The sequence below is a fragment of the Pseudoalteromonas sp. XMcav11-Q genome (assembly GCF_040104525.1).
Taxonomy (GTDB): domain Bacteria; phylum Pseudomonadota; class Gammaproteobacteria; order Enterobacterales; family Alteromonadaceae; genus Pseudoalteromonas.
This window is the reverse complement of record NZ_JBECOX010000002.1, coordinates 181082-207269: the sequence shown is the minus strand read 5'-3', so window position 1 is coordinate 207269 and position 26188 is coordinate 181082. Positions and strand designations below refer to the sequence as shown.

Here is a 26188-nt window from a genome sequence, read left to right as displayed (position 1 = left end):
TTTAAACCGAAGCTACGGGCTCTGCCGCTTCGTATTGATTCTGGGAGTAAAGCGCTGAAATTTGCTGCGCGAAATTAACTAAAATCACGTCGCGTTTAGGTCTCCCGTTCGCGGTAAGCATGCCGTTACCTACCGAAAAGGCTTCATCTACGCGCACATAACATTTTATTTGGGCGTAATCAGGGAGTTGCTGGTTGGCAAGCTCAATGGCGTTATCAATCACAGCAGCTGTTAGTTGTGTCGGGGTGTAAATAAGCGCCGTTAAAAATGGCTTGCCATCACCCACCACCACGCATTGCAGTAAAGGTACATAAGCAAGCAAAACGGACTCCGGCCACTCGGGAGAAATATTGCGTCCAAAGCTATTGATCAGAAGATTTTTTAGCCGACCTTCGATGACAAAATGCTGCTCACGCTTGGACACTCTATCGCCGGTTTTTAACCACGCATCTTGGGCTATCGCTTCGCCGCCTAAGTAACCTAAAAAGTTATTACCTTTGATCTCTAACTCATCTGCCACAATACGTGCCTGAATATGAGGCAGTAACTTACCAACGCTGCCATCTTGCTCACCAGTATTCAATGCAACAACAGACCCCGACTCGGAAAGCCCATACCCTTGAAACACAGGTAAGCCCAGCTGTTTAGCTTGCTGTAGCAGTTCAGTGTCAACTTTCGCACCACCGACCGCAATAAAGCGTAAACTTGCAGGGGGTTGCCACCCTTGCTGCGTGGCACTTAGCAGGCAACGCAGCAGCTCAGGCACTAAAATTAAGCTATTTGGTTGTACTTCACTTATCTTTTGCAGCAACTTTTGTGGATACAGCAATTGGCTGCCCGAAAAGCCTAGCGACGCAAGCTCGGTTACCTCAACCATGCCACCGCTCAGTAGCGGCGCATACACACCCGCGATGTTTTCTAGCAACACAGGTAGCGGCAATAAACATAAGTGCTTAGGCCGATTAAGTGCGATGGTTTCGCATAAACTGCTCGCCACGACAAGCTGGTTTTCAACCGACAGACATACGCCTTTTGGTTCGCCTGTTGAACCTGAGGTATAAGTTATCTTTTGCGTTTTAGGAAAATAGATTCCCGTGCTTTCACACCTAGTTTGATATACATAGATTGCTTGACCATAGACATCTAACACCGAATATTCAGCGCTATTTTCAAGCTTGGTATCGCTGATCAACCAGTTTGCTTTTGACTGCTCAAGGGTGTGTTCAACTTGCGCTGTGGTAAAGAAATGAGGTACTGGAATAGACACTTTATTCGCTTGTAATAGTGCAAAATCTACCAATAACCAAGCGATAGAGTTGTCTAGAGAGACCGCAACACTCTCGCCACTCATCACAATAAAGCGCTCAGCCAATGCTTGCGTGTAAGACTTTACCTCAGCAAAAGTGAGACGAGTTTGCCCTTGTTGTAAAATCACATCACTGTCTTGATGTGGCAGTTTTTTTAAGAAATCACACATATAAAAATGCCTCTTTTAAGCTCGCGACTTCCACCTCGAGTCCTTGTAGTAAGTGTTGATACATTTCAGTGTTTGTGATCACCTGCTGGGCTTGATGTAAATCGACCGAACAAACCATGGGAGCACATTGGTAATAGCTGCCATAATCTTTGGCTGAGGCGATAGTGCCGTGTGCCAAAGAAATCTTGTTAACCTCGACTTGGCATAACTTCATCAATGCACGCACTTGTTTGGTTGCCGTAAACACCAAGTAGCGGATGTCACTCTCAAGCAGTGCTTGAGTCAGTACAATGAAGTGGCTTAACGTTGCCATTCGGCCTGTTGAAAACAAATTGCCAAGTTCTGCGATATGATTACGTTCTGAAACCGTTGAGAGACACAGCTCTACCGCACGGTTAAGGTACTGCTCCACAAATAATGCGTCTTTGGCTGCAAATCTAAGACCTAAAAAGCAATCGCTTTGGCGGTAGTTTAAATGGCTTAAAAGGGGATAATACTCATGAATATCAGCGCCAAAAGCATGGGCAAAACCACTGTGGATAGCGTGCTCCAATTCAGCGCGCGCACCGCAAGTCTTGTTTGCCCATCTAAGACGACTTTGTGAGTTTGTTGCTTGTAGTGCTTCGCCCATCGTTTTCACACCTTTCCCGTTCTGATGTAAAAACTTTAAAAAGCGAAAATTAAGAAAACCTTAAGTTTGAAAAAAGGAGGAAAAAATTTTTCGAAATACGCATTTTACTTTTAAAACGCTTGCTTTCGGCTAATCACAAATACGGCAACGAGCGAGACCAAAATAAACAGTGCGGCGAGTAAAAAGGTCATTGAAAATGCCATATTCAGCTGTGCAGAGCTTGCCAAGGTCGCACTCTTGACCTGCAACAACACGCTAAATACACCACCAAGTAATGAGGCTCCGGTCATTAGCCCTAAGTTTTTACATAAATTAATGAGCCCTGATCCCATGCCCTTTTCTTTTTCGGCTACTGTCGTCATCACAAAGGTATGGTGAGCCGCTAGAAACAACTGCCTTCCGGGAGTTAACACAAATAACGCGACAACATAGCCATAAAGTCCAAATAATGAAGGTAGGATTGCAAAGCTAATTGTTCCAATGAGGATCATCAGCAAGCCCAAAAACATGGCAAACGCGATGCCAAAATGATCAACCACCTCGCCTGACGGATAACCAGCGACAGCAGCAATACAAGGCCCGATAGACACAATAAGACCAACCGTAACCGGGCTTAGCCCTAACGCATAAGTGAGATAAAAAGGCCCGACAACTAATGTCGACATCGCGATGGCGTCAACTATAAAGCTCACGATTAACGAGGTGTTGCGTAGCTTGTGTTTCAGAAAAGCCAAACTCACAAGTGGAAATTGAGCACGCTTTTGGCTTTGTACAAAACAGTAGATAAAAGCCACTGAAAATAAGAAAAATACGCTATGCAAGACAAGACTAAACGAACTACTCGATGGCATAGCCAACACATAAAATAGGCATGACGCCGACAGCCACACGCTTCCAATAACATCAAAACGTTGTAGCTCAGGTGGATTTGCGACATCATCAGGCAGAAATCTTGCTATTAAAAAGTAAGCTGCACCACCAAGCAATATCATCAACCAAAAAGTGAACTGCCATGATAACCACTCTAGCATTGCGCCACTTAGCAATGGCCCCAGTGCCGTGCCAATCGCAGCGGTAGTACCGAGTAGCCCCATTGCAAGTCCAACTTTACGCTTTGGCATCGCAACGCTTGCCAGTGCAAATACTTGAGATAATAACAGCGCAGCACCAATGCCTTGGAACAGCCTAGCAGCAATCAACATCCAAAGGTTTACGCTCAGCCCAGCGACAATGGAGCCCACACAAAAGACGCTGATCCCAATGCGAAGTGCCCTTTTTCGGCCAACGCTATCTCCAACAGCGCCAGCACCAAGAATAAACGCGGTAAGCGAAAGCAAATATGCCACAACGACCCAATTCACCAATGCCTGCCCCACGCCAAACTCCTCAGCAAGTGTTGGCAACAAGACATTGATACTACTCATGCCAAGCGTTGGCAAAATGAGTACCACAGCCAAGCTGAACAACACCCGCTTTTGTCCGGCTCCCAGCGCAGTTTGATCCTCTGTATTTACCGTATCTTCTAACATGCGTTACCACTCCTACCATTGCGCCATGCTAATAAGAGGTGACTGTACTACTTCAAGTGAACTTGAGGTCAAGAGTGTGGTTGGGTTTGAAGCTTGATTGGCTTAACTGGATTAATTGGATCAACAGCAAAGCCTTAGATAGTTTTAGCGAATTGAAAGCGTGTAACTTAACGTGCTGAGCAGCAGTGATTGGCTCTCCGCCACAGCACTTTGATTATTAGCTCCCTAAAACCTTGTCGCTATGTTATTTATCACATTTTGAAACTGTGATTGTTGTCCAAAAACCTCTATTTTATGAATTACTTGCGCTTCAAGAACAAACACTATCCCGTGTGTTTCCTCTTTGTTGTAACTACTAAATATCGTAATTTCTTGAATAGATTTTTGTTGGACATTCTGTATTTGATAGGTGCTTGCGATCTCTTCTGAAAGTACCTGGAGCCAAGCAGGCAAGTTCATTCTTGAATCGACCTCAAACAAACTCCGTATAAATTGATGTTCATGCCCAGATAAATCAACAGCAGGTACAAACTTTTGCGGATCTAAAGTTTCGTGAAGTAATTTACTGTCTTTAAACGCTAACACTAACGTTTCAGACACATGCGCAATAGTGATAGGTGAGTCAACCTTTAACTTGACGACCTTCGATAAGATAAGCTCTTGAGCGCTAACCTGCATGCCCCAAAGCAATAGAAAAGTTGCAAATATCATCCTTATCATGCGTTGTTCCTTTCAATTTATTTTATGTGATTGCCGCAAAGCAGTTTAGCTTTCAGACATCTCCTTGCAAGCAACTCGCTTTTGATTGCATAAACGGCAAATAGCCTAGCCTAGAGCAAGTAAATTAGCTTTACCTTAATGCTGTTACCTCACAAACTTGATTGCACCAGTCACATTTCTTATCAATCATGTTTCCCAACTAATTTGCACTATTTTTGGCGTCATAGCATGAAAATAACCATTTGTTTTTATTTATTTTAATTTGGTGAGCGTGCAGATATTTTTGAGGGAGAGAGCGTAGTATAAAACAGGTACATTTATTGATGCATTGAAAAGAAAGTTTCAGTATGATGATTTATTGGCCACTTTGGAAATAATAATAAATAAGGAATAATGATGAAATACCTTGCCATTTTTTTGCTCATGTTTACCTCTTTTCAGAACCATGCGGTTGTCAAAAGACATGATGTTGACCCTGACTTGTATAAGGTTAACAGCATTCCGCAGTTTTATGTTGATATGCCATTTCAAGGCGGTTCGGTGTTAATCGATAAGCATTGGTTATTGGCACCAGCTCACGTCATTTATACGTTTATGTATGACTACCAAGACAAACCTATCATGGTACATGGCGTTGAAAATCAAATCGCACAAATCATTATTCACCCGGATTACAAAAAGGTAGAAGGTGATTGGAGTGAAGGCGACCCGGCACCGCTTATGGAGCAGCTAAATAACGCCAAAGACATTGCGTTAATTCGCTTAAGTAAGCCTGTGACACACATTCAACCCATCGCTATATATGAGGGAAATGAGGAGTTAGGCATGGAAATAACTGGGTTTGGTCGCGGCGCTATCGGAACGGGGATAACGGGTGAAGAGCACGACTCTGAAGGACCAAGTCTAACTACCTATGCATGGTATCAAGTCACCAAATTTTTCTCAGATTGGGCTTTCACTCAAGACGACTATCAAATGCATGTTTACAACAACGTGATCACAGAAGCAAAAGCACACTGGCTCAGATTTACCTTCGAACAAGGAGCCGATGCGCTACCGTTAGAAGGCACTATAGGCTCAGGAGATAGCGGCGGCGCAGCAATCATTTATCAAGGCTCAACTCCGGTATTGGTTGGATTAGCTGCATGGAGAGAAATTGAAGGCGATTTGGAAAATTATACTTTAGGAAAATACGGTTCAACCGCAGTATTAACGCGTGTATCTTATTACCAAGATTGGATAAATAAGCATATCAATAAAGGCCAGTAGTAGGTAAAGCGCGTCTAAAAGCAAACCATAAGGCGGTTGCTAAATTTACGAAGGTAATAAGGTATGTTGATCGTTGTGATAAAACAGCCACTGCGACTAAAAGCTTACAGGAATGGTTTGCCAAGTAGTGACAAGTCTTTGTTAAATTTAAGCTTGTCTCTGCTTCCCTTTGAGCTTTAATAAACAATAGCAAGCTAAATGATAGGCTCTTTGGCGTCATTGTATTGTAGTTTATCATTTACAGCCTCATTCTGCTCCAATACATCATGTCTAAAGTACCTAGCCGACAGCACTTTTCTATTGGCAACACCCAGCTTGTCGTAAATGTTTCCACAATGAAACTTCACGGTATTTGATGAAACATGCAGCTCAAATGCAATGTCTTTATAGGACTTCCCTGATAATAAAAGTAGTAATACATCACGCTCTCGGCTTGATAATTTAGAAAAACAGCAAGACACACCCACCTCCTTGATCACATAAAAATTACCTTTAAACTCAACATTAACATTCAAATGCTTTCATCTCAATAAAAACAACCTTCATTTACTTTCACATTGATAGCAACTGTTATCTGAAGCGGTATACATCAAACAATTTTCGGCGCAACAGCATCACTCGCAACTCCTCAGCAGCTATAACCATTTGGCAAAAGTTGGTCGCCTCAAAACTACCCACTTAGATAGTTTCATTTAACTTACGTACTGATAAATTAAAAGTTCAGCATTAAGGTACAAAAGTAAACATTATTAACTTTTAAGGCCAATAAGAGCTGATTGATATGACAACGTCACTACGAGTGAATTACGAAGTAATGCCTCCAGACATAGACTTCTGTAATTCGAGATATTAATAACAATCTTTTACAAGGAAAGCTCATGATAGAAAAAAGTAATTTATTCAACCAACTACAACAACACGAGGGAAAGGTAACAGAAAGCCCACTAGTGACTAAGCTACTAGAGCCTGAAGTATTACCTTCCATTTCAGGTGGAAACTACGCCCAGTGTGGTGGCTCAAATCCTGGCTATGGACAAAATGGAGGAAGTTACGACCAGAGAAATGATGGGAGTGGTTACACTCAAGGTTCTGGAAGTTACAGCCAGCGCTGTTCATAAGTATAAATCTATGCCCATGTAATGCAAAAGCATGGGCTACTTTTAGCCTAAAAATAGAAAGAGATAATAATGCTAAAGTCTATAGATAGATTGCAGGTTATATTAAAAGTATCTGAAAGATGTAATTTAGCATGTACATATTGCTATTATTTTTTTGGTGGCGATGATTCTTACAAAGATAGACCTGCATTAATTTCAGGCAAAACCGTTGATGACTTAATTGACTTCCTCCTTCGTTCATTAAAAGAAATAAAGATTTCTGTTATCGAGATAGCTTTACATGGTGGGGAGCCTTTGATGCTCCCGCTTAAAAAGTTTTCAGATTTATGTGAAAAACTAAGTAAAGGGCTGTCTGAGCATACCCAGTTGAAGTTATCAGTACAAACTAATGTAACTCTAGTTACTGAAGAGTGGATTACGCTCTTCGAGAAATATCAGGTGCGTCCAGGCTTAAGTATTGATGGCCCAAAGAGCTTCAATGATAAATTCAGAATCGACCACAATGGTAAAGGCTCTTATGACAAAATAAAGGCGGGCACTGAACTTATAACCAAGGCGGCCTCCGAAGGACGACTTACTCAGCCTGGTGTCATTAGCGTATTAAATGGCACCTTTGACTATAAAAAAATCACTGAGCACTTAGTTGAAGATTTAAATATAAAAAATTTAAGCTTCTTATTCCCAGATATAAGTCATGACGACCCATTCCCTAACAATACAACAATCAATGATTATAAAAAAGCAGTGATCGATATTTTTAATCTTTGGAGAGAAACTAATAATTTTTCAACACGTCAAATTGAAGACAAATTTAGAATATTTCAAAAGAGGGAAGGAGGAGACAATAGACCATATGATCGAAAAGAAATAATAAACAATCAAATAATTTGTATTCAATCAGATGGAACGATAACCATTGATGATTCATTCATTCCAACGAGTGAATGGCGAAAAATGGCGCCAACAAGCAACGTAAAAGAAACCACATTAAGATCATTTTTGGAACACGAAATTTTTAAAGAGATAGATAAAATTTACAAAGAAACACCTGAAGGCTGTAAAGACTGTGTATGGGAGAAGCTCTGCAGAGGCGGAGACTTAGAAAATAGATACAGTAAAAACAACGGGTTTAATAACCCATCCGTGTTTTGCGAGGCAATAAGTGCATTATATTTTGAAATTACTCAGCATTTAGTCTCCAATGGCTATCCTAAAGATGAAATCCTTAAAATTATAGAAGGGAAGTAAAATGATTAAGATTTTTATATTTTTTAGTTCGATGATACTTTCATTCTCTAGTTTCGCAAAAGAGAGCTGTACTTTTCCTGTAAAATTAATACTTAAACAAAGCCCAAAAGGATTGCAGGTCGAATATCGAGCTAGCAAACCTTACACTGCATTGAAACTCAACGCATCGAAAGAAACAGAATCTGCATTTTTAAATATTAACCAGAGGGAAAATATAGCTCATCATAGTAGTAACATAGTTCTAATGAATGAGAAAGACTTAACTACCTCATTCCTTCTATCCCCCTTAAATAAGTATATTAACGCAACATACGCGCCATACGTGAATTTAGGAGACTCTCATGGCGTATTCATGACCGCAATCACTCCAATTGCAATGAAAATAAAGCCAGATGACGAATGGGAAAGTTTAGAAGAAAATTGCATCACTTTTTTCGCAGAAAAAGACAAAAAACTGGTAAGTGTAGAGAAGAAAAATAACTTTTTAATATTTAACTTTAACGAAGAATCAGTGCTCGTCAGTAAGAAAAGTAAATTCAACTTCATCTTCAATGATAATCTACCACAATGGCTAAGTGATCTGATAACTGAAAATTTCAAAAAGTTTCACAGTTATTACAGTAAAGAATTAGCACTATCAAATGATAAAAAGTTAACCATTGTTGCAAGCTTCGAGAGTCCAGAGTCTGATTTTTATGATGGCGGGGTGCATAATGGTAACACTTTTGTCTTAAGGTTTGGTGGTAAACGTTACCTCAACTTTAGCCCTGCTATTGCTCAACACCTAGAACAATTTATCGCTCACGAAGTATTCCATATTTGGACAAGTAATGACAGTCATGAACCTCACTGGCTTAGCGAAGGTGGTGCTGAATTCGCAGCAAATATAGCCAAGCTCAATTTAAAGCTCATCGATAGGGAGCAGTTTGACACACAAAATAATCTTCAAAAGCTCACCTGTTCGCTTGAGCATAGCTATAAGGTAATACCGGGAACGCAGTATTGGCCGGGCCGCTATAGCTGCGGACACGCATTTTTACATCACTTAATTGGGGAAAAACAATTTTTTCACTACTGGCGACAAAAACTTCTTAACACTCGAGAAAATAGTCTCAATCACTTTGTGAGTAATATATCTCCTGAAAGTAAAACGGCGTTAGGTGCGCTCACTTCTGGCAACTCAACTCCCCCACCCGAAGAAGCGATAATAAAAAGCTATCAGCAGCTAATCGGTGAAATAATAATTAATAAATCCACTCCTAACCACATATTAAAAAAAGCAATTTTTAGGCATTTTATGACGTCGGCATGTGATGGCTTTTTTTCATTCGAAACTCGCGAAGAGCGAGTAAGAATATACCAACATTCCAGTTGTCCATCGAGTTTCGAAAAAGCAAACGGATACATCGAAAAGATAAATTCGCTGGATATTCGAAGCGACGGATATTTGCTTTTAGATAGCTATAATAAGTCATGCTCTACGAGAGGTGTCCTAACTGTTGAAGGGAAAGAATTTTCTGCAGATTTACCATGCAAATTTTCACCTTCTATCTTTAAGAACTTTCAAATCCAATAAAAACAACAAAATAATGGAAGAACACAAATGATATTGCATGTACTAGCCCCCCCTCATACCGTAACAACAAATCAGGACTATCTGTTTTGCGCCTTCACGCAAAAAGTCGTCAAGTTCTGCAAAATGATGAAACCTTTTTTTAAGATCATTCATTATGGTCATGAACGATCAGAGGTTGACTGCCATGAACATGTAACTGTGATGACCGACGACATTTTAACTAAAGCATACGGCGGTAAAAGTTGGCAAGATAGTTATTGCAATCACAGCACATTGGACATCATAAATTTAAACAAAATGTTCAACGAGAACTAGAAATTAGAGTTGAAGCTGGAGACGCTATTTTATGCTTTTGGGGTAATAGTATGGAAGAAGCGGTATCCATGTTCGAGGAAAAATGTTTCATCATAGAACCAGGCATCGGCTACGATGGCAAGGGATGTTTTGCTCCTTTTAAAATATTCGAGTCATATGCTCATATGAGCTATGTTTACGGTCAATTGGGGATAACACATCCCAAACGTTACGACGCAGTAATACCAAACTATTTTGATTGTGATGATTTCGAATACTGTGAAGCTAAAGATAACTATTTTTTATATCTTGGTAGGATGGATCCCAATAAAGGTTTAGTAATAGCTGTTGAAGCAACGAAAAAAGCCAACGCTAAGCTTATTGTCGCAGGTCCGGGAGATATCAATCACCTAAGTTATAAAACAATTCCAAGCCATGTTGAGTTTGTGGGTTATGCTGATTTAAATAAAAGAAAGCATTTACTTAAAAAGGCCAAAGCTCTCTTTCTGCCAACTATTGTTCTTGAAGTGTTTGGGGGCGTTATGATCGAAGCCATGTTGAGTGGTACACCTGTAATTTCTAGTGATTGGGGCGGCATTCCAGAAAATAATTTACATGGCCTCACAGGGTTTAGGTGTCGTAACGAAGAGCAGTTTTACTGGGCAACCAAAAATATAGATAAAATTTCTTCAAAACATTGTAGAGAATGGGCTGAAAACAACTACTCAATGGAACGCGTTGCAAAAATGTATTCAAGCTACTTAATAAGTCTAAAAAGAAACTTTAGACATCAAACTAGAGAGCAAACGTTGCAACAAGATTACTCAGAGTTAGCAGAATTAGACTGGCTTAATAAGTACTATCCAGCAATAGAGTCATAAGTTAAGCCTAGCCAATTTAACTTAATCTTGACTTCGGATAAGAATTTAAAAAATCAAAGGAACGAATAGCTCACTTCCTGACCAGTTCATTCGACCAAAAGAAACGAGCGTGAATAAGTTAGTTGAAACCTATTGCGAGGGTCTGTCACGTCATTCGCGCCAAGAGAAATAAGGTATTTGAAAGCATTGCTCAGGATAGCAAAGGCACCATGGTCTGATCGTTTAGATTTACACTGCATTTGATCGTCAATCACATAGGTGAAATTGTGGCGTTGAAGCTAACAAATGTAGATGATCGAAAGCTGGTGACAGAAATGGCCTACACGCTCTTTCGCAAACTCTACGGTTACAGAAGTTACAATGTAGGGTTTGTTCAGATGAGTTGGTTGAGATAAACGCTAACTTTTCTATATTAGCTTTTGGTTCATTCCTTGAACTTTGCAACTCAGGTAAGCAAGGTAATAAATGTTTTTCCAGAAGGTTAGATAGAGCAAAGCTCTTGCAAACATTGACCCAATTACCTGCTTGTAATGTTGTTATGGAATCATGGTCAACGTCTCATTATTGGGGGCGGTACTGCTTACAAGCTGGGCACCAAGTTCAGCTTATCCCTGCGCAACATGTTACCCCTTTTGTCCGTGGCAATAAAAACGATAAAAATGATTGTATGGCGATTTATGAAGCGAGCCTTCGACCTAACATTCGCTTTGTTCCTGTAAAAACAGAGCATCAACAAGCAACCCTAGCACTACATCGCTATCGGGAACGGCTCATACATAATCGAACCGCCTGCATCAACCAAACATGTGGTTTGTTACTTGAATTTGGCATCGTCATCAAGAAGAGCTTAAAGTCTTTTCGTGCAACCATTGCTGATCTGCTCAACCGTAATTTACATGGAGCTTTAAATCTACTCCTCAGAGACGTTTATGAAGAAATGCAAAAGTTAGACGCCAATATTAAAAATGTAGAGGCACAATTTAAGCAGTTTAATGAACAGAGCCAAGCTGCTCAAATTATCCAATCCATCCCCGGAATTGGGATTATCAACGCATCGGCATTGAGTGCCACAATAGATAAAGGGCAAGCATTTTCTAATAAAAAGGAGTTGGCTGTGTGGCTTGGGATCACACCACGTCAATATGCTTCGGGTGAAACCAATAAGATGGGAGGGATCACCAAACGAGGTGATCGTTATCTAAGAAAACAACTCATTCATGGTGCCCGTACAGTGGTCAATCATGCGCACAAAAAGCAGGATGATTTAAACAAATGGATCAACGCATTGGTAGAACGTCGCGGTAAAAATAAAGCGGTGGTGGCCACGGCCCACCGATTGGCTCGCTTAATGTGGATATTGCTACAAAGAAATGAACCTTATAAAGCCCAATATACACAAAGTGAGGCGCAATCATGACTCAAATTATGGCTATCAAGGAGCCCGGTCGTGACAAGGGCCTCGAGCCCGAGTGGGTGTTTATGAGCCCTTGATAGCCATATTCTCATTGCTGTAAACATAACGATGAACAAAAGGTCAAACCTACCTAGTTAAACCCGTTATAGGCAAGGCATTCAATGCCGCGTGGGTGTATTCTACTTTTTGGGTGGCTAGGTTCGAAACTCATTAGGGGCGCTGAAAGTCAGTTAAGCCCGAATATATGTCAGAGCAGCACCTTATTTAGGGTGACTCAAAGTGACTGTTTATCAATACATACAAATAGTAAATGAGAGATAAATAAAAGAAGCAACAAGGCTGTTAACACAACCTTGTTGGATGAGTATTACTTGACTGCAGCTGAGCGTCCATATATGTCACTTATTTTCTTTACCTAGCTAGTTTTTTAAAGTGTCGGTTAAGTTATTACGGCTTAGCCGTGCTTCGAGTTGCCAAAAAGTAAGTTTTGAAGTCGATAAAGGCCGACTTACTGTGAAGGAAGGGCTGTAAATTTCACTAAATTTATCCCACTTGATGTTGCTTTGTTTAAGCACATTGCCCATGCAAGTGGATGAAAGCTGTAGTGCATTTGATGGCAGACAAAACACCATGTTGTCACAAACAAGTAGCGATACTTTCAGGCTATTTGCTTTGATATATTGAATCGTGAGCATCAAATGGCCTAAGTGCAGTATTTCATTATGCTCAAGCGTGTCACTATTACTTAAATCTAACGCGGCATTGTTTGGTGTATTTATTAAACACGCTTTTGCTAGCATCAATTGCCCTGTAAATCGCTGCTCTAACTTGTTAACCCAACTTAGTTGTAAACTTGCATCACGGGCGATTAGCCACCACTGTATTTCGCACGGGCAGTTTTCAAGTCGCTCAACCATATATTCGTGTTTTTTCTGATCAGAAATACCCAATGCAATCACCGCACAATAAGGCGTTAACGTATCTCTAATCAGATAAGCAATTAGCTGGTTATCATAAACTATCTCAATTACACCTAATGACTCAGCCATAGCACTTTTCCTCCGAGCCATTTTCCTTCGAAAGCAAGGGGATATTCTCAATATCAATACGCTGATTAAGCGTTAGTGTATCCGGCACAATATGGCTAGCAATCACCACGATACCGGTTTTGCTCAACTGATTGATAAGCTTAACCATAAGTGAAATATTGTAATTATCGAGCGCTTCAAACGGTTCATCCAGTAGCACCACATCGGGCTTAAATAATAACGCTCGTGCGAGGTTAAGCCGCTGTCTTTCGCCACCAGAGAGCTGTCTGCCACCCGAGCCTAGCCATTGCGTTAATGCGCCTAGGTAAGACAGATTAACGTCATTGAGTACCTGCTTTTGTATGTCTTGCTCTATTTCATGACCTAAAGAAAGGTTTTCAGCTAAGGTGCCATCTAATACGGGTGATGATTGCCCGCAGTACACAATGCGCTCGTGTAGTTTGCCTAATTGTTGGACGATGTTGCCTTGGTTAAACGAGATGCTGCCTTGAAATGGCTGTAGTCCCGCAATTGCTTTTAATAGGGAAGACTTACCAGTCCCAGAGCTGCCCTCAAATAAATAGCAACCGGCATTATTTATTTCGATTGAAATGGGAAATCGTTGCACGCTGCAAGCGGTTACATTATCGAGGCTCAGCGTATGAATTGCTTGGCTATGTCGGGTAATTTTTGGTGACGATGATTGTGCTTGCTTCTGTGCCTGTTTATCGACAGTCTTTGCGACAGCTTTTTTAGCATTATCTTGCTTGGCTTGAATAAAATCTACCAGCCCTGTTTGCGATTGCAGTAGCTTGCCCAGCCAATCGTTAATGCTTAGCAATAACATGGGCACTAAAATAAACAATGCATTTTGCGATGCCGCGCCAGCATACTGCTTAAAAAGCAGATATAAAGCTAAAATGGCGAAAAGCTGTAAACAGAGTTGGCCGTAAAACATCGCCTTTTGCTGTGTTTGTTGCGCTTTTAACAGCTTAGAGGTTGATGCAAATTGGTTGTCTAACAGCTCAGTTTGAAGATGCCAAAGCGGTGAGCTGTGTAACTTATCGTCAAATACAGTGACAAAGCGCTCTTTTTGTTTGGCAATTTTGACCGCTTGTTTTAAGCCAAACACAATGAGCAGCGCATAAACTATAATAAAAGCAATCGTTACACACAGCACATAAATAAGATGACTTGGAGTAAGCAAGTAAACACTAACATTTAACAACAGTAAGGTAATAAACATCGCAGCATTTTGGTTTACCCAAGCAATCCAAAGCGCAGCTTGTTGCTCTGTGGTGGTGCTCATTGCCTCAACCTGCGCGCTGTTTTTAACCTGTTCAAGCAAGCTTAAGTTATTCAAACTTGTTGCAAATAGCGTCATTCGTTTGGCTTGTAACGATTTAAAAAAGCCACTGTGACCAACTAATAGTGCCGCATAGCCAGATGCAATTCGAATAAGCGCTAAGGCCCGAATAATAACGGCGGGTAACATGTAATTTAAGCTACTGCCCATCACACTTGCCGCGGCAATAAACCAACTTGAAACCAGCAATAACCCCATTGCCGCTAGGCTATAAGCCACACTCAGTAGCAGCGCCAAGAAGTTGGTTTTTAATGTATTAGTTTGCATGACAAAGCACCTCACCAAACTCGTTGATGTGCCAAATATGACTAAACCAGCGCTGTGACTGCGGCTTATGACATGCCCAAATAACGGTTTTATCTTTTAGAACCGTTTCAATTAAACGACAGAGTCGCAAATGTTGCGCGTCACTTAAAAACGCAGTGGGTTCGTCGAGTAAATAAAGGTCGGCATCGCACGATAATAGCCTTGCTAAACTCAAGCGCTGTTTTTCACCGCCAGAAAGTGGCGGACACTCGTCCATAGGCGTATTAAGTCCCTGTTTTAAATTTTTATACCAAGCCATTAGCTCAACTTTTTCTAACATTGTAAAAAGCGCTTTATCAGAGATTGGTCTGTTGAGCGTTAAGTTGTCGCGCACAGTGCCGCGTAAAATACAGGGAGATTGTGTCAGCAGCGCCACTTTTTGTGTGGTTTGGTGGCTTGCTTGGCGCTGTTTGCTAAGCGCTTCAAATAACAGTGTTTTCCCAGCACCTGAGGGAGCACTTAACCAAATATGCTGGCCACGTTCAACAAATAAATGCTTTGCAAAAACCGCCGTATTAACGACCTGAAAGTCATGCCAATCAATGCTAGGAGAAAGTGATATATCAGAACTTTTTTGACTGTTACAAAGCACACTAGCCAGCTCTGATGCCGCAACTTGGGCTGCGGCTTTTTGATGGTATAAATTGCCTAACTGTTTAAGTTCGCTAAACACCATAGGCACAGCAATGAGTAAAAATAACCCATCTGCAAACACCAGTTTGGGCCCTAAGTTTATCTCTTCTAATAGGTTAAACCCGACATAAACGGCAATTAGCGCCATCGACAGCGTCGAAAAAAAATCTAAAACAGTTTGGTTTAAAAAAGCCACTTGAAGCACTTTCAAAGTACTGGAATTAAGCGTGTTTGAGCTTTGCTCAAGGCGCTGTGTTTGAGAGCCTCTGGCAGAAAATACATTGATCAATTCAATATTGCTCAAGCGATTGGCAAACATACTGCCTAAACGCTCAAATGCCACAAAATAGGTGTTATGTAAGTGCTTTGTCCCTTTGCCTATGATGATCATAAACAGCGGCACCACAGGCAAACAGACTAATAAAATAATAAATACAAACCAGTTCACATAAGCAATCACGCCAAGCAATAACAAAGGCGTAACCACCGCAAGCCATTTTTGCAATTGAAATTCACTGATAAATTTCAACATCGCATGAAGGTGCTCGGTGCTTAGTTGCTGCCAGTAAAAATGACTATGTTGACGAACTAACGCGTGCTGCCCTTGCTTAAAAGCGCCATGTAATTGCGCTTCTAAATCGGCTAAGCTGGTTGCTTGTAATGCCATTAGGCGGTTATGAGCAAAAAGGTTCAGCACTAAACTTGAAACTAACGCCCCAGCTAATAAATTAAGCGCCCACTCATAGCCTGCTTTGGCGCTAAAGAAATGACTCATTACCAGAGTATTTGCATCACTTGCGAGCAATCTGGCCACTAAAAAGCTAAATGCTGCGAAAGCCGCCAGCTGGCATACAAAGGTACTGCTTTTGAGTACTAAAACACCCATCAGCGCATTTTTTACCTTTTGCTGCTGGCTATGTAACAACTCGGTAGCGGCGACCTCCATGTCACCAGTTGCTGCGTGATTGTGTTTAATCATCGCTTGTGTCGTCTCTGTCCATGTCTTCGGTGGCTTCTAGCCACATCGCATTAATAATGCCGAAAGAACATGCTAATAAAACACCTAAAATCCAAGTGAAATACCACATAAGCCACTCCTTAATAAATTGTGTGTGGTTTATCTAAATCTTGCGCTTTAATGCGTCCACGCATCACATAAAAACTGTATGCGGTGTAACTCAATACAATTGGCACAAAAATACAGGCAACGATAAACATGGTTTTGAGCGTTAAATAACTCGATGTGGCATCCCACACTGTCAAACTCGCGTTTGGCATGCTGCTACTTGGCATAAGGAACGGGAACATGGCAGCGCCTGCTGTTAAAATAATGCCCGCCATCATCAATGACGACATTAAAAACGCCCAGCCACCGCGTTGTTGCTTGCTAAACCACGCTGAGCCAAGCCCCGCAAAAATGCCAAGTACAGGGGCAATTAGCATCCACGAGTAGGTGCTGTAATTGTTTAGCCACGCACCCGATACCGCTTCAACCGTTTTGGTCAGTGGGTTTGATGTTGCTAAAGGATCAACACTTGAGGTGATCACATAACCGTCAATATTGGCAACTACCACACCCGCTAACATAAAGAGCAACACAGTCACTAATGACAAATAGAACGACACAATGCGCGCGCGCGCGAGTAAATTCCCCTCGGTTTTAAGTTGCAACCAGTTAGCGCCATGAGTCAACAACATAGCGACCGATACCACTCCTGCTAAAATGGCAAACGGATTAAGCAAGCCAAAGAAGCTGCCGGTATAAGTCGGACGCAAGGTGTTATCAAACTCAAATGGTACGCCTAGTAGTAAATTACCGAACGCCACACCAAAGATAAGCGTAGGTACTAAACCGCCACAAAATAGCGCCCAGTCCCATGCTGTGCGCCAGGTTTTATTCGGCAATTTACTGCGATAGTCAAAGCCTATTGGGCGCATCCATAAGGCAATGAGTGTCAGCGCTAAAGCGATATAAAACCCCGAAAATGCCGCTGCATAAATAAGTGGCCACGCCGCAAAAATTGCGCCGCCAGCAGTAATAAACCACACTTGGTTACCATCCCAATGAGGGCCGATTGTATTGATCATCACGCGACGGTCTTCATCGCTTTTTCCAACTAACGTAAGCAGTGCACCCACGCCTAAATCAAACCCGTCGGTAATGGCAAAGCCAATCAGCAATACACCTACTAAACCCCACCACACTAAGCGTAAAAATTCATAATCAATCATGATTGTGCTCCTTCAGCCGATAGTTGCGCATTGCCATCGAAAGGCGTGCTTTGTTGCTCTGGTACAGGCCCTTTTTTGGCGTATTTCTTCATCAAGTAGAAGCCAATAACAAACATCACCGCATAAAAACTGGTGTAAGCAATTAAGGTAAACCACACTTCACCCACGCTTAAGTTTGATACCGAAGCATGCACAGGCAGCACTTCGGCAATTGACCACGGCTGGCGACCAAACTCTGCGACAAACCAACCCGCTTCAGAGGCAATCCAAGGCAGAGGTAAAGAGAACAGCGCCAGTTTTAACAACCATTTAGGTTTGGTGATTTGATGTTTAGTGCTGTAGTAAAATGCAGCGGCAAAAACGAATAGCATAATAAAGCCCGAGAACACCATTATTCTAAAACTCCAGAAAAGTGGTGCAACAGGTGGAATGCTGTAATTTACCGCTTTTTCGATGGCTTCTTCACTTGGGCTGACAAAGTCATTGGTAAATGGCTCTAATAACATGGCATAGCCCAAGTCTTTTTTATGTGCTTCAAACAGCGCCATTTGCGCTTCAGTTGCGTTACCACTGCGCACGGTATCGAGTAAATTTTTAGCAATCAATCCAGATAAAATACGCTCACGATGCAGCACTTTGTGCTCTTTAATGCCCATCACCTCTTCATCAAGCGAGCGCGTCGCGATAATGCCCATCAGCCAAGGGATGCGCACCGCATATTCGGATTTTTCTTTTTCATCGTTGGGGATAGCAAAAAGCGTAAATGGTGCAGGTGCTGGGTGGGTATCGTATTCGGCTTCAACTGCCGCGAGTTTTACTTTTTGTACATCGCCAAGCTCATAGCCACTTTCATCACCGAGCACGATCACCGATAAAATTGACGCTAAACCAAAACTTGCAGCAATCGCAAATGAGCGACGCGCAAAGGCAATATGCTTATGTTTTAAAAGGTAATAGCTTGAAATAGCTAACACAAACATTGCGCCTGTTACATAACCTGCAGAAACCGTATGCACAAATTTAACTTGCGCAACGGGATTAAACATCACCTCAGCAAAACTGGTCATTTCCATACGCATCGACTCGAAGTTGAACTCTGCACCTACTGGGTGCTGCATCCAGCCATTGGCAATTAAGATCCAAAGCGCCGAAAAATTAGAGCCTAACGCCACAAGCCAGGTTGCCATAAGGTGCCTGACCTTTGACATTTTATCCCAGCCAAAAAAGAACAAGCCAACGAACGTGGATTCTAAGAAAAACGCCATTAACCCTTCAATTGCCAATGGCGCACCAAAAATATCACCCACATAATGCGAGTAATATGCCCAGTTCATACCAAACTGGAACTCCATCGTTAAACCCGTTGCCACACCTAGGGCGAAGTTAATACCAAATAACTTTCCCCAAAACTTAGTCATGGTCTTATAGATTTCTTTGCCCGTCATCACATAAACCGATTCCATAATGGCCAGCATAAAACTCAGGCCCAAGGTCAGCGGTACAAATATGAAGTGGAACATGGCGGTGAGTGCAAATTGCCAACGAGACAATTCGACCAATGCTTCATTCATTTCGAACTCCTTTAGATTAGGTTACTTCCTGATATGGCAGAAAACATACCAATCTTGGGTATAGTCAAAAAATAAATAATGCATTGTTTTTAATAGTTAATTTTACATTTCAAAAATTCATTCGATAAAGATAAACTTACCAATCGACATTTTTGTCAGACAAATTGAATGTGAAGACATTTTTGTCACGGTTATTTTTTTACAGTACACTCATTTTTAGTAAAACGGTAACGAACTAACTTGGGCAAGTGTGCGATATGGCAAATTCGGTGATCCAAGGTTTAATCAATATTATTGATAAACCAGCAATTTTTATTGACCTAAACTATGTCATTGTGGCAGTGAATAACGCCTATCGTGATACCTATCAAACACCGATTGAGCTGGGTAAAAGTACCTGCTTTGCCATATCGCATAAGGCCAGTAAACCCTGCGATCAGATGGGTGAAGCTTGCCCCATGCTAGAGTGCAAAAAAACCAATAAGCCAACCAGTGTCGTGCATATTCACGATACCCATTTAGGTAAGCAATATTGCGATATTGTGATGAAGCCTATTTTTGACGAAAACGATATATTAATGGGCTTTGTTGAGATCCTCGATAAAATCGATTTTGCCTCAGTAAAAGCGCAAAAGAATAAAATGCTTGGTCAGTCTGACGCCTTTAAAGCACTAATCAATAAAGTAAACCGCGCTGCCAAAACCGAAATTTCGGTATTATTACAAGGCGAAACCGGCACAGGTAAAGAGTTAGTTGCTCGCGCGTTGCACGATGCAAGTAGGCGTAAAGATAAACCGTTTATTGTAATTGAATGCTCCGGCTTACCCGAGCAGTTATTTGAGTCTGAGTTATTTGGTCACGAAAAAGGCGCGTTTACTGGCGCCACAAGCCAAAAGAAAGGCTTGGTCGAAATTGTTGAAGGTGGCACTTTGTTTTTTGATGAAATTGGTGATGTACCACTCAATATGCAAGTAAAACTGCTGCGATTAATTGAAACACAAAGCTTTCGTGCGGTTGGCAGCCTAAGACAAAAACGCACAGACTTTCGATTAGTCTGTGCAAGCCATAAAAACCTGTTAGAAATGGTTGAAAAAGGCGAGTTTAGAAAAGATTTATACTATCGGATCGCCACTTTCCCGATAAATTTACCGTCCCTGAAAGCCCGTCAAGCTGACATCGCGTTATTAGCTAAGTTCTTTTTAAAACACTCTGAATTTAAAGACAAACAATTCAGTGAAGCGGCACTTAAAAAGCTCGCGCAATATGCCTACCCCGGTAATATTCGAGAGCTAAAAAGTATTGTATTACAAGCAGCTATTTTGGCCGATGACGATGTCATTTACGACACCGACATCCCTTTCGAAAACACAGCTAATTTGCAGCATACAGCAAAGCCTAACGCAGATTTAGCACAACTGAATTATGACAAGGTATTTGATGTAATATCGTTAGAGCAGGCCGAGCAAAGCTACTTAAAAAAAGCGATCGAACATTTCCAAGGTAGCACCGAAGAGCTGGCCCTTAAATTTGGTGTCAGTAGCCGCACCTTGTATCGCAAACTCACTAAATATGGTTTGTCGCTTACTAGCAAAAACAGTTAATACATTCTCAGTGATAGCTAAAAATCTACAGAGCTTTGAGACCTGGGGTCAAGTTTTGCACCGTGCATGATATAGATGCCCGCCGTCAGCTTTTGGCACAGAGCCATCCTTCGGCTCTAAAACGAGCTGTTGAACAACCGAGATTTGAGCGACGACACTTAAACCAACGATCGCCTTGCGTTTATACGAACCACTACACCTCACTCAAATACTGGATCATCCGTCCTGAGTGTTTCTCTTCTTTAAAGTCACAACTGGTTAGACGATATTGAACTAAGTTATCTGTTAAGCAGCGGGTGCCGTGGATATCGCCGGGTAGAAACTCTCAACAACCGCCGGCTTTGAACGTGTTTGTTCCTCGGGATACGAAGTGGGTTTCGCCGCTTGCTAATTGTGATGGGTGTCACTTATTTTTTAGCTGGATATAGCAACGGCGCAGCAATCATTTATCAAGGCTCAACACCGGTATTGGTTGGATTAGCAGCGTGGAAAGAAATTGAGGGTGATTTGGAAATTTACTTTAGGCAAATACGGTTCAACCGCAGTATTAACACGTGTATCTTATTACCAAGATTGGATAAATAAGCATATCAATAAAGGCCAGTAGCAGGTAAAGCGCGTCTAAAAAGCAGACCATAAAACGGTTGCAAAATTTACCAGAGTCTTAGTTTTTATTTGCTGTAAGCTTCAACCGTCCATAGCTAGAAGCGGAGGTTTTATGGATTACAAAACATTTTTCCCTTGTGAAAATTTATCTTCATTTATCAATTGCTTTTGGACACTGGAGATTACTGCAGATAAAGGTGCCGCAAAGCAACGCATTGTCCCCGACGGCTGCATTGAACTGGCCTTTATATTGGGCGACGATATTAAGCGCTATACATCAGAACATGACTACATACTGCAACCGCGCGCAATGGTGCTTGGACAAACCGTTTCACCTTTTTATATTCAACCAACCGGATACGTTCACACCTTTGCAGCCAGCTTTTTTCCTTATGCCTTTTCCCACTTTATTTCGAAACCTATAAAAAACTTAATAAATAAGGAAACATCGATTTACGAATTATTTAAGCACGATGAGGCCGCGAAGCTTGAAAGCGATATCATCCAAGCGCGAAACACAAGCCAAAGGATTGAGATTTTAGAGGCCTTTCTCCTTCACAAGCTTAGCGACCCGCGGACAATTGAGCACATTATAAAAACAACGGTAGACATTATCTTTGCACAAAATGGCGATATATCGGTTAATGCAATCACCAAATCAAGTCCCAATAAAAGGCGCCAACTAGAGCGGAAGTTTTTAGACCTTGTCGGTATTAGTCCAAAACATTTAAGTAAACTTGTACGCTTGCAAAGCGCTTTAACACTCCTCATAAATCGTGAAGACAACCTCACTAACATCGCGTACAAAAGCAATTATTATGATCAGTCTCACTTTATTAAGGACTTTAAAGCGCTCACGGGGGTAAACCCGCGAGCGTTTCTCGATGACGAAAGCATGACGCTTTCACGGCTTTTCTATAAATAGTCCTGTCGCTTTTTTACAATTAATTGTTGTCTCCCCACGCTATCTTAAAGTCGAACTCGTTGAACCTTAAACGAGTCCAGCCTAGTCACCAATAGCTAGCCGACACACATAGAAAATAAGGACGACAACATGCACAGCTTCGCATCAATTTTTGAAATTCCAGCAACCGACATAACGCGCGCCGTAAAATTCTACGGCCGCATTTTTGCTGTCTCCATTGAAACCATAGATATATCTGAAATGACAATGGCACTCTTCCCGTACGAGGGGCAGTCTACCGTAGGTGTGATTGTTCAAGGCGAAGGCTACACTCCTTCCAGCACTGGCGTTACTCTGTATTTAAACGCAGGTGAAGACCTACAACGAGTGCTATCAAAAGTAGAAGAAAACGGTGGGAAAATACTGACCCCCAAAACCCCACATGCAGACGAAATCGGCTTCTTCGCGTTATTTTTAGATACAGAAGGCAATCGATTAGGCCTGCACTCACCGAAATGAATTCGGTAATATTTTCGTTGTGCACAACCAGACTACTACGACCGAAAACGAATAAATTAAGTTTCGTCGGCACGAATGACAGCGGAACTACGAAAGAGTGGCTATATTTGCTTTACGGTGTTTGGTCGAAGCAACCGACAACAAGCATAACCTTGACTCAACTAATTGACTCGGTGTATTCAAGTGCCAATAAGAGTACCGTCAGGATTGGATATTCGAAAGGACGCAAATAAGAACCCATTATAAGAATTTGGGATTTTTGGAGGATTTTAAGGTGAATTGGAAATCTTTTAGTGCATTTTTACAAAACGTTTTTATACCTCTCATTACGGTCACAATAGCTGCGATGGTAGCTATTTTAAATTTTTCGGTCTCAAATTTAGATCGAGAGTTGAAGGAGCAGGTTGCTGCCGTAGATATTGCAATTAAAGAGGCGCGCGATGAGCGTGAGAGGATAAATGCCGAACGAGAATTTAATTTCAAAATTTATGATCTCGTTCAGCTATCTTTAGAAGAAAAAAACGAGCGAAAGCAGGAAGTAGCGAAGCAGTTTGTTTTAGTTATGGTGGATGGTGAATTAAGAAGCCGCTTGTTAGGCGTTTTAGAAGCAGGCGGGACACCAATGATCAAGCAAGAAACTGCAAAAATAATTGCAAAAGAGAAAGAATTTCAAATAGAAGAAGATAGTAATTTAAGAACAGACAGAAGCGTTAAACCTTCTTTTGATTGGGAAGATTGGGATTATGATATCTTTTGGTGTTCGACATCTGGAGCTAGCGCTAAAGAACAAGCAGAGTTTATAAAGCAACAACTTGAGATGGAAGGAGCAAAAGGCAGAGTCAGGGTTAGAGAGCTATTTTCGTCCGTAAATGCTCGATCGGGATACAGAATCTCAGGTTATGCAATTAGACGTAGTGAAAATGAAATAGTCCAAGCTAATGCTTTAGAAAAACTGGCCGAAAGTGTTCTATTAGAAAAAGGTTATCCTGCAGTGTTCAAGCAGCAACTAACTAGCCAAAAAACAAGGTGGTACATTAGTGCTTTTGTATGCCCATGACATGAAAGCGTAGAAACCACTCACCAGAATTTAAAGCCAAAGTGGCATTAGCCAATGAGAAAGAGGATAAAACGATCGCTCAGTTGATCACAGTGAAGTCTAACACTATTTGCGCTTATGCTGGATAAAATAACTTTATAGTTTGTGAGCCCTTTAACTGGACATTGCATAAAGCACCAAGCAATATACTGCTCTTGATTTTTTGAGTACTACCTTACGTAACAGTCTATTCATCAAACGCAACAAAGCCTATAAACGTAAAAATTTGAGAATATTAGCAATTCAAAAATAAGAAGCATCATGGAAATAATTAGAAGCAAAACATTCACTGCACAACGCGCTTGGGGCGCAAAAGACATCGCCAATATGAATGGTATTACAACCCGCCTGCATTGGACTGATCAGCCTTATAAGTGGCATGTTAATGACGGTGAAGAAGTCTTTGTCGTGTTAGATGGCGAGGTTGACATGTTTTACAAAGAGAATGGCGTTGAGCAATCAGCCCTATTGCAAACTGGTGATATTTTTTATGCGTCAATTGGCACTGAGCATGTTGCCCATCCTCGTGGCGAGGCGAGAATTTTGGTCATAGAATCAGAAGGTAGCGTATAAGGTTTGGGCCGGTGTTAAACATCGATATCCGTTAAACTGGACAAGTCTAAACTTGAACTGTCAGAAGCGGAGATTCATTTAGGGTGCTCATAAAGTCGACCTAGCAGCAAGAGAGCTCAGTGACGCTCGGCATAGCCGCTTCGTCACATTTGAGCCATTAGTTAACTACGCTCTTCTGTTTGATCAACATCAGCAAAACAACAATTGCGAATTAGTGGGAAAAATTATTTTGCTTTATCCATTGTATCGCAATATCTAGAGGCTCTGCTTTATTAGTATTGTGGCCCAGCGATGGAAATAATACATATTCAAAAGGCTTGCCTTTAGCTTTCATCCTATTCAGTTGCTCGATACACATTTTGACTGGGACCTGTATGTCCTGCTCTCCGAAGAGCCAGAGCCCAGGTATCGATAAAGAATTCAAAGAAATTTTCGGGTCCGTTGCTTTAAAATCATATCTGTCAGGATCATTTAAAGTATGTTCACGCGATTCTTCATCAGTATGAGTTTTCCAAAAGTCTTCTCTACCATTTGTATAAAACTGAAACCTAAGTTGTTCCAGAGTTGTGATTGTAGGGCTACTGAAGAGAACCATAAACTCTACTGATTGATTATTGAGTGCGGCAATTGGAATAATCCAGCCAGCCTGACTCGCGCCAATAAGTCCAATCGATAACTCTTTGTCATAGCCATGAACCACATCTACCGCAGCACTTGCATCTTTCGCAAGCAAAGTTAAATTATCAACACTTATATTATTGGTTCCCACCTGAGGTCCTACGTAAACGCCACCAGATTCACCAACCCCACGCTTGTCGTACGTCAAAACTAGTAAGTCTCTCTTAGCCAGTGACTGTGCTAACTTAGTCATTCGTGGGACAGGATCAGAGCCGTGCACTAGTACTACTGCTGCTCGTGCATCTTTAGGTATATACATGCTCCCTGATAATTGTACACCTTCGCTTTCAAAAACGACCTCTTCTACAATAGTAACGTCATTTGATTGGTGTTTTTCTTCGTTGAGAGTGTGACTTTGGTCTCTATTGTTTGTAGTACAACCTGACGCAAAAATTAGTAAAAACAAAAAATATCCGAGGTTTCTCATTTTTTAATCCATAATGAAATTAAAGAAACCTTGAGACAGCAAGGTTTGCGCCAACATAAAAACCAATAATTTCATAATGTTAACATTCTCATTTTCGACTAGAGTACTCAATATGACCACTAATTAGTCATACTGACCATCTATTGAAAACCCGTGTGAAATTGGTCGTTTTTTGAAAATGTAAGCCCATGCCTAAATGAACTACACGAAGGGATATTTTGAATGCCTGTTCATTGCTCAAATCGGGCCCTTAGTTCATTTATATTAACGGATTTTATAGCATAAATGAGTTAGTTGAACGTCTGCTATGCAGCATCGAAGACTCTCCCAAGAAGAGCGCCGACAGTCTCAACTTCGCTCTTAGCAGCCATAACTCCCCTTCAAAACTGCATGGTTAGATGTCAGCGACGACAATTAAACCCACTATCGCCTTGAATTTTTGCAAACCACTACACCTCACTCAAATACTGGATCATCCGTCCTGAGCGTTT

General features: G+C 41.4%; 23 protein-coding genes and 1 pseudogene. 12 read left to right on the top strand and 12 right to left on the bottom strand.

The window, feature by feature from the left end; genetic code table 11:
• Position 1: 1 nt before the first annotated feature.
• From ABMY45_RS04325 to ABMY45_RS04310, 4 genes are all read right to left on the bottom strand, one after another.
• Entirely contained in the window at positions 2 to 1477 is a 1476-nt protein-coding gene (locus ABMY45_RS04325; protein ID WP_349288464.1) for an AMP-binding protein, read from the bottom strand.
• The gene (locus tag ABMY45_RS04320; protein WP_349288463.1) at positions 1470 to 2108 is read right to left on the bottom strand and encodes a thermostable hemolysin; all 639 of its coding nucleotides are present in this window, start codon (positions 2106 to 2108) and stop codon (positions 1470 to 1472) included. Before ABMY45_RS04320 ends, ABMY45_RS04325 begins: the two co-directional genes overlap by 8 nt.
• A gap of 110 nt (positions 2109 to 2218) precedes the next feature.
• Complete coding sequence (locus tag ABMY45_RS04315) at positions 2219 to 3637, bottom strand: MFS transporter (protein ID WP_227388082.1); 1419 nt, start codon at positions 3635 to 3637, stop codon at positions 2219 to 2221.
• A 225-nt stretch (positions 3638 to 3862) separates the two neighbouring features.
• Complete coding sequence (locus ABMY45_RS04310) at positions 3863 to 4357, bottom strand: hypothetical protein (RefSeq protein WP_349288462.1); 495 nt, start codon at positions 4355 to 4357, stop codon at positions 3863 to 3865.
• Between the two features lie 393 nt (positions 4358 to 4750).
• Between ABMY45_RS04310 and ABMY45_RS04305 the strand changes: the two genes are divergently transcribed.
• Positions 4751 to 5626, top strand: coding sequence for a trypsin-like serine protease (locus ABMY45_RS04305; RefSeq protein ID WP_238536683.1), 876 nt, complete (start codon positions 4751 to 4753; stop codon positions 5624 to 5626).
• A 194-nt stretch (positions 5627 to 5820) separates the two neighbouring features.
• On the opposite strand, the gene ABMY45_RS04300 is transcribed toward ABMY45_RS04305, so the two are convergent.
• Entirely contained in the window at positions 5821 to 6105 is a 285-nt protein-coding gene (locus tag ABMY45_RS04300) for a LuxR C-terminal-related transcriptional regulator (protein WP_349288461.1), read from the bottom strand.
• A 399-nt stretch (positions 6106 to 6504) separates the two neighbouring features.
• Between ABMY45_RS04300 and ABMY45_RS04295 the strand changes: the two genes are divergently transcribed.
• The 6 genes and pseudogenes from ABMY45_RS04295 (at position 6505) to ABMY45_RS04270 (ending at position 12160) form a co-directional block, all read left to right on the top strand.
• On the top strand, positions 6505 to 6744 hold the full coding sequence (locus ABMY45_RS04295) for a hypothetical protein (protein WP_010603836.1): 240 nt from the start codon (positions 6505 to 6507) through the stop codon (positions 6742 to 6744).
• Between the two features lie 69 nt (positions 6745 to 6813).
• A complete protein-coding gene (locus ABMY45_RS04290) occupies positions 6814 to 7992 on the top strand; it encodes a radical SAM protein (RefSeq protein WP_349288460.1) in 1179 nt (392 codons plus the stop codon).
• Position 7993: 1 nt separating this feature from the next.
• Complete coding sequence (locus ABMY45_RS04285; RefSeq protein WP_349288459.1) at positions 7994 to 9568, top strand: hypothetical protein; 1575 nt, start codon at positions 7994 to 7996, stop codon at positions 9566 to 9568.
• A 257-nt stretch (positions 9569 to 9825) separates the two neighbouring features.
• Entirely contained in the window at positions 9826 to 10743 is a 918-nt protein-coding gene (locus ABMY45_RS04280; RefSeq protein WP_349288458.1) for a glycosyltransferase, read from the top strand.
• A gap of 140 nt (positions 10744 to 10883) precedes the next feature.
• Positions 10884 to 11138: pseudogene (locus tag ABMY45_RS04275) on the top strand (transposase); the annotation flags it as partial.
• Positions 11126 to 12160, top strand: coding sequence for an IS110 family transposase (locus tag ABMY45_RS04270; protein ID WP_349288457.1), 1035 nt, complete (start codon positions 11126 to 11128; stop codon positions 12158 to 12160). The pseudogene ABMY45_RS04275 and the gene ABMY45_RS04270, both read left to right, overlap by 13 nt.
• A gap of 416 nt (positions 12161 to 12576) precedes the next feature.
• Here ABMY45_RS04270 and ABMY45_RS04265 read toward each other — a convergent pair whose 3' ends face one another.
• From ABMY45_RS04265 to ABMY45_RS04240, 6 genes are read right to left on the bottom strand one after another with little or no spacing between them, the layout of a single operon-like run.
• Complete coding sequence (locus ABMY45_RS04265; RefSeq protein ID WP_349288456.1) at positions 12577 to 13206, bottom strand: hypothetical protein; 630 nt, start codon at positions 13204 to 13206, stop codon at positions 12577 to 12579.
• The gene (locus ABMY45_RS04260; RefSeq protein ID WP_227388078.1) at positions 13199 to 14818 is read right to left on the bottom strand and encodes an ATP-binding cassette domain-containing protein; all 1620 of its coding nucleotides are present in this window, start codon (positions 14816 to 14818) and stop codon (positions 13199 to 13201) included. The genes ABMY45_RS04265 and ABMY45_RS04260 overlap by 8 nt, the downstream gene beginning before the upstream one ends.
• Positions 14808 to 16469 carry an ABC transporter transmembrane domain-containing protein gene (locus ABMY45_RS04255; RefSeq protein WP_227388077.1) on the bottom strand — a complete coding sequence of 554 codons (1662 nt, stop codon included), beginning with the start codon at positions 16467 to 16469 and terminating at the stop codon, positions 14808 to 14810. Before ABMY45_RS04255 ends, ABMY45_RS04260 begins: the two co-directional genes overlap by 11 nt.
• Positions 16462 to 16578 carry a cytochrome bd-I oxidase subunit CydX gene (cydX, locus tag ABMY45_RS04250; RefSeq protein ID WP_010603848.1) on the bottom strand — a complete coding sequence of 39 codons (117 nt, stop codon included), beginning with the start codon at positions 16576 to 16578 and terminating at the stop codon, positions 16462 to 16464. The genes ABMY45_RS04255 and cydX overlap by 8 nt, the downstream gene beginning before the upstream one ends.
• A gap of 10 nt (positions 16579 to 16588) precedes the next feature.
• Complete coding sequence (cydB, locus tag ABMY45_RS04245) at positions 16589 to 17722, bottom strand: cytochrome d ubiquinol oxidase subunit II (RefSeq protein ID WP_349288455.1); 1134 nt, start codon at positions 17720 to 17722, stop codon at positions 16589 to 16591.
• Positions 17719 to 19293 (bottom strand): cytochrome ubiquinol oxidase subunit I, encoded by a 1575-nt coding sequence (locus ABMY45_RS04240; RefSeq protein WP_349288454.1) that lies wholly within the window; start codon positions 19291 to 19293, stop codon positions 17719 to 17721. The genes cydB and ABMY45_RS04240 overlap by 4 nt, the downstream gene beginning before the upstream one ends.
• Positions 19294 to 19550: 257 nt before the next feature.
• Here ABMY45_RS04240 and ABMY45_RS04235 point away from each other — a divergent pair, with 257 nt between their 5' ends.
• The 5 genes from ABMY45_RS04235 (at position 19551) to ABMY45_RS04215 (ending at position 24592) form a co-directional block, all read left to right on the top strand.
• On the top strand, positions 19551 to 20894 hold the full coding sequence (locus ABMY45_RS04235; RefSeq protein WP_174169605.1) for a sigma-54-dependent Fis family transcriptional regulator: 1344 nt from the start codon (positions 19551 to 19553) through the stop codon (positions 20892 to 20894).
• 718 nt (positions 20895 to 21612) lie between these two features.
• Positions 21613 to 22425, top strand: a complete 813-nt coding sequence (locus ABMY45_RS04230) for a response regulator transcription factor (protein WP_206472353.1) — start codon at positions 21613 to 21615, stop codon at positions 22423 to 22425.
• Between the two features lie 129 nt (positions 22426 to 22554).
• Positions 22555 to 22923: a VOC family protein gene (locus ABMY45_RS04225; RefSeq protein WP_206472352.1), complete on the top strand. Its 369-nt coding sequence runs from the start codon at positions 22555 to 22557 to the stop codon at positions 22921 to 22923.
• A 274-nt stretch (positions 22924 to 23197) separates the two neighbouring features.
• Positions 23198 to 23980 carry a hypothetical protein gene (locus ABMY45_RS04220; protein ID WP_211865255.1) on the top strand — a complete coding sequence of 261 codons (783 nt, stop codon included), beginning with the start codon at positions 23198 to 23200 and terminating at the stop codon, positions 23978 to 23980.
• 300 nt (positions 23981 to 24280) lie between these two features.
• Positions 24281 to 24592, top strand: coding sequence for a cupin domain-containing protein (locus tag ABMY45_RS04215; protein WP_039496348.1), 312 nt, complete (start codon positions 24281 to 24283; stop codon positions 24590 to 24592).
• A 211-nt stretch (positions 24593 to 24803) separates the two neighbouring features.
• Here ABMY45_RS04215 and ABMY45_RS04210 read toward each other — a convergent pair whose 3' ends face one another.
• Positions 24804 to 25697: an alpha/beta hydrolase gene (locus ABMY45_RS04210; RefSeq protein ID WP_349288453.1), complete on the bottom strand. Its 894-nt coding sequence runs from the start codon at positions 25695 to 25697 to the stop codon at positions 24804 to 24806.
• Positions 25698 to 26188 lie beyond the last annotated feature (491 nt).